The organism is Pseudomonas sp., from assembly GCF_049301935.1.
Classification (GTDB): Bacteria; Pseudomonadota; Gammaproteobacteria; order Pseudomonadales; family Pseudomonadaceae; genus Aquipseudomonas.
In genome coordinates, this window is the sequence record NZ_JBAQLP010000033.1 from 1 (window position 1) to 4,711 (window position 4,711).

Below are 4,711 nucleotides of genomic sequence, written 5' to 3' on the forward strand. Positions count from 1 at the left end.
GCGTACCGGTGACGCCCGCTTGATCACTGCGGCCCAAGAGCGCCTCCGCCTGCTCGGCATGCCACAAGCGTTGATCGAGCAGGTTCGCCGCAACGGCAAACCGCAGGCAGTGCAAACCCTCACCACACCTATCAGCGGCGAGCTCCAAGCCTTGCAGGTACGCGCCGGGATGACCGTTGAAGCCGGGCAGGATCTGGCATTGATTAACGGGCTATCCAGTGTCTGGCTCGATGCGGCGATACCCGAGGCCATGGCCGGAAGTATCCAGGTCGGGGACGAGATCCGCGCCAACCTGACGGCCTTTCCTGATCGACCGCTGCTGGGCCGCGTCATAGCCTTGCTGCCGAGTGCCGACTCGCAAACGCGCACGCTCACAGTACGCAGCGAGCTACCCAACCCTGCCGGTAAGTTGCGCCCCGGCATGTTCGCCGCCGTACGCCTGAACAGTGCCGTCGAACAATCCACGCTTCTTGTGCCGAGTGAAGCCGTGATTCGCACCGGCAAGCGTGCATTGGTGATGCTGGCCGAAGGCGACGGACGCTACCGCCCCCAGGAAATCACCTTGGGCCGCGAGGCCGATGGGCGTCTGGAGGTGTTTTCCGGTCTTGAGGAAGGTCAGGCGGTCGTTACCTCCGGCCAGTTCCTCATCGATTCGGAAGCCAGCCTGCAGGGCATCCTGGCCGGCAATGCAGAACAGGACAGCACGGAGGGGCTGCATGTGTCTCACGGCGTTATTCGCGCACTGGACGGGAAACAAGTCACCCTGGAGCATGGCCCCTTCGAGAGCCTGAATATGCCCGGTATGACCATGGCTTTTCCTCTGGTCAGCTCCGAAGTAGCTGTGGGACTTAAGCCAGGAGATCACGTACGCATCGCCGCACGTCAGACAAACTCCGGCCTGCTGATCGAGCAGCTCCGCAAGGAAGGAGACCAGCCATGATCGCGCGCCTGATCCATTGGTCGATCGGCAACCGCTTCCTGGTACTGCTGGCCACCCTGTTCATCACCGCCCTGGGCCTCTGGTCGCTGCGCAACACGCCGTTGGATGCACTGCCGGACCTATCTGACACCCAGGTCATCATCAGAACCAGCTTTCCCGGACAGGCACCGCAGATCGTCGAGAACCAGGTGACCTACCCACTGGCCACAACCATGCTCTCGGTACCGGGGGCGAAGACGGTGCGCGGCTACTCGTTCTTCGGCGACTCCTTCGTCTACGTGCTGTTCGAGGACGACACCGACCTCTACTGGGCGCGCTCGCGGGTGCTGGAGTACCTCAACCAGGCGCAGGAACGCCTGCCCGAGGGTGTTACCACCACCCTTGGGCCGGATGCCACCGGCGTGGGCTGGATCTACCAGTACGCCTTGGTCGACCGCAGCGGCCAGCATGATCTTGCCCAGCTGCGGGCACTGCAGGACTGGTTCCTCAAGTACGAACTCAAGAGCCTGCCCAACGTAGCCGAAGTGGCCACCCTCGGCGGCATGGTCAAGCAATACCAAGTGCTGCTCGATCCGCAGAAGCTGGTGGCTTATGGGGTAACTCAGCAGGAGGTCGAAGCGGCGCTGAAGAGCGCCAATCAGGAAACCGGCGGCGCCATCCTGGAGCTGGCAGAGCGCGAGTACATGGTGCGGGCTTCAGGCTATCTAGAGAGCCTGGCGGATTTCCGCAATGTGCCGCTGCGGGCTTCGGCCAGCGGAGTTCCGGTGCTGCTGGGTCAGGTGGCCACCATTCAGCTGGGGCCAGAGATGCGTCGTGGCATTGCCGAGCTGGATGGCCAGGGTGAAGTGGTAGGCGGCGTGGTCATCTTGCGCTCCGGAAAGAATGCCCGCGATGCCATCGCCGCGGTGAAGACCAAGCTGGACAGCCTGAAGGGCAGCTTGCCGGCCGGCGTCGAGGTGGTCACCACCTATGACCGTTCGCAATTGATCGACCGCGCCATCGATAACCTCAGCTACAAGCTGCTGGAAGAGTTCGCGGTGGTGGCCCTGGTTTGCCTGATCTTCCTCTGGCACCTGCGCTCGTCGCTGGTCGCGATCATCACCCTGCCCCTGGGCATCCTGATGGCCTTCATCGTCATGCGCTACCAGGGCGTCAATGCCAACATCATGTCGCTCGGCGGGATCGCAATCGCCATCGGCGCCATGGTCGATGCCGCCGTGGTGATGATCGAGAACGCGCACAAGCACATCGAGGCCTGGAAGGCTCGACACCCCGGTGAACCGCTTCAGGGCGAGGCGCACTGGCGGGTGATCGGCGAAGCCGCGGCCGAGGTCGGGCCGGCGCTATTCTTCAGCCTGTTGATCATCACCCTGTCTTTCCTCCCGGTCTTCACCCTGGAGGCCCAGGAAGGCCGCCTGTTTGGCCCGCTGGCTTTCACCAAGACCTATGCCATGGCTGCCGCTGCTGGTCTCTCGATCACCTTGGTGCCGGTGCTGATGGGCTACTGGATTCGTGGGCATATCCCCAGCGAACAACAGAACCCCTTGAATCGTTGGCTGATCGGTGCATACCGGCCGGTGCTGGAGTGGGTGCTGGCTTGGCCTAAGGTGACCCTAGCGCTGGCCTTGCTAGTGTTTTTGTCCAGTCTCTGGCCCCTCAGCAGACTCGGAGGAGAGTTTCTACCGCCGATGGACGAGGGCGACCTGTTGTACATGCCATCAGCCCTGCCCGGCTTGCCGGCCAGCAAGGCCACCCAGTTGCTGCAGCAAACCAACCGGATGATCCTCACTGTGCCCGAAGTGGCACGGGTGTTCGGCAAGGCCGGGCGAGCAGAGACCGCCACCGATCCAGCACCGCTGGAAATGTTCGAAACCACGGTGCAGTTCAAACCACGCGATCAATGGCGCGCGGGGATGACACCCGAAAAGCTGATCGAGGAACTGGATCGCGCGGTAAAAGTTCCGGGGCTGTCCAATATCTGGGTGCCGCCCATCCGCAACCGCATCGACATGCTGGCGACGGGGATCAAGAGCCCCATTGGGGTGAAAGTGTCCGGAACCTCCTTGGTCGACATCGAGCGCATAACGCGCGATATCGAGGCTGTGGCCAAAGAGGTGCCTGGGGTGAGTTCGGCGCTGGCGGAACGCCTCACCGGCGGGCGCTACGTGGACATCCAGATCGACCGCCTGGCCGCGGCGCGCTATGGCCTGAGCATCGCCGATGTGCAGGCGGTGGTATCGGGCGCCATCGGCGGCAGCAATATTGGCGAGACGGTTGAAGGACTGGCCCGCTTCCCGATCAGCCTGCGCTACCCCAGGGAGTGGCGCGACAGCCCGGAGGCACTGCGGCGTATGCCGATCCTCACCCCAGCCGGCCAGCAGATCACCTTGGGCACCGTCGCCCAGGTTAGTCTGACCGAAGGGCCGCCAATGCTGCGCAGCGAGAACGGGCGTCTGTCCGGTTGGGTCTATGTCGATGTCCGTGGGCGCGACCTGGCATCGACCGTGCGCGAGTTGCAGCAACGCGTAGCTGAGCAGGTACAACTCGATGCTGGCATGACCGTCTCCTACTCCGGTCAGTTCGAGTTCCTGGAGCGTGCCAATGCGCGGCTGGCCTGGGTGGTGCCGGCGACTTTGTTGATTATCTTCGTGCTGCTCTACCTGACCTTCAGCCGCTTCAGCGAGGCCCTGCTGATCATGGCCACCCTGCCCTTCGCCCTATCGGGCGGTATCTGGCTGCTCTACTGGTTCGGCTTCAACCTGTCGATCGCCACCGGCGTGGGCTTCATTGCCCTGGCCGGCGTCTCTGCCGAATTCGGGGTGATCATGCTGCTGTATCTGAAGAACGCCTGGCATGCGCGCGTGGATGCTGGGCGTAGCGACGATCCGACTCTGCTTGAGGCAATCCGCGAAGGTGCTGTCCTGCGCGTCAGACCCAAGGTGATGACGGTTGCCGTGATCATAGCCGGTCTGCTGCCTATTCTGTGGGGCGGTGGAGCGGGTTCAGAGGTCATGAAGCGCATCGCCGCGCCCATGGTTGGCGGCATGATCACAGCCCCGCTGCTGTCCATGCTGGTGTTGCCTGCTGCCTATTGGTTGATGCGTCGACAGGGCGCGCGAAAGAGTCACCAACCACAGGAGCTATAGCTCTGAGTGTTCAGGCGAGCCCCTGCGCCATTTGACGAAGGGGCTTATCTACCTTAAATCACGCGTTTGACGCTCAGGTACTCGCCCTTGGTCTTCAGCGTGATGGTCACGTCCTGGTTGCTGCGGTTGCGCCAGAACCAGCCGTGGGTGCCGTCGAAAATTGCAGTTAGTTCGCCTTTGTCGCCTTTGACCTGCTTGGCCTTGCTGTAGCTGTGGTAGTAGTCCTTGGGGCCGTTGTAGGGCTCACCGTGGGTGTCGTGGTTGACCGGAATGCCATTGGTCGTCCACTCGTAGCTGACCGTGGCCTTGTCCAGCATTTCCAGCTTGATTTCACTGGCTTCGCCCGGCTTCAGGGTGACGGTCACCTCATCAGACTTCAGGGCTGGCTGCGGCTCAGCTACTGGTTCGGCCACAGATGCTGCTGCAACAGGCTCTTGAACTACTGGCTGAACAGGTACAGGAGCTTGAGCTACGGGAGCCGCCGCTGGCTGAACCGTTGCATCCGCTGCCGCTTCTTCGGCCAGGGTTATCTTCATTTCGCCCATCTGGGTCAGGCCGAGTACGCGACCAACGCCCGTCGGGTCGATGGCGTACTCCGAAGGCATCACCACGGTGACCAGTAAGG

The 4,711-nt window shown here is 62.5% G+C and carries 3 protein-coding genes; 2 read left to right on the top strand and 1 reads right to left on the bottom strand.

Annotation, left to right across the window (positions count from 1 at the left end):
• Both WA145_RS04365 and WA145_RS04370 read left to right on the top strand, forming a co-directional pair.
• Nucleotides 1-940, top strand: a 940-nt coding sequence (locus tag WA145_RS04365) for an efflux RND transporter periplasmic adaptor subunit (protein ID WP_422580390.1), incomplete at its 5' end; no start/stop codon positions are given.
• Nucleotides 937-4,086 (top strand): efflux RND transporter permease subunit, encoded by a 3,150-nt coding sequence (locus WA145_RS04370; RefSeq protein WP_310287198.1) that lies wholly within the window; start codon nt 937-939, stop codon nt 4,084-4,086. The genes WA145_RS04365 and WA145_RS04370, both read left to right, overlap by 4 nt.
• A gap of 53 nt (nt 4,087-4,139) precedes the next feature.
• On the opposite strand, the gene WA145_RS04375 is transcribed toward WA145_RS04370, so the two are convergent.
• Nucleotides 4,140-4,711 (bottom strand): transmembrane anchor protein (locus tag WA145_RS04375; protein WP_422580391.1); only part of this gene is annotated, 572 nt, incomplete at its 5' end.

Excerpts from the sequence above, each read along its gene's own strand:
- WA145_RS04370 (WP_310287198.1), top strand. The coding sequence starts at position 937 with ATGATCGCGCGCCTGATCCATTGGTCGATCGGCAACCGCTTCCTGGTA.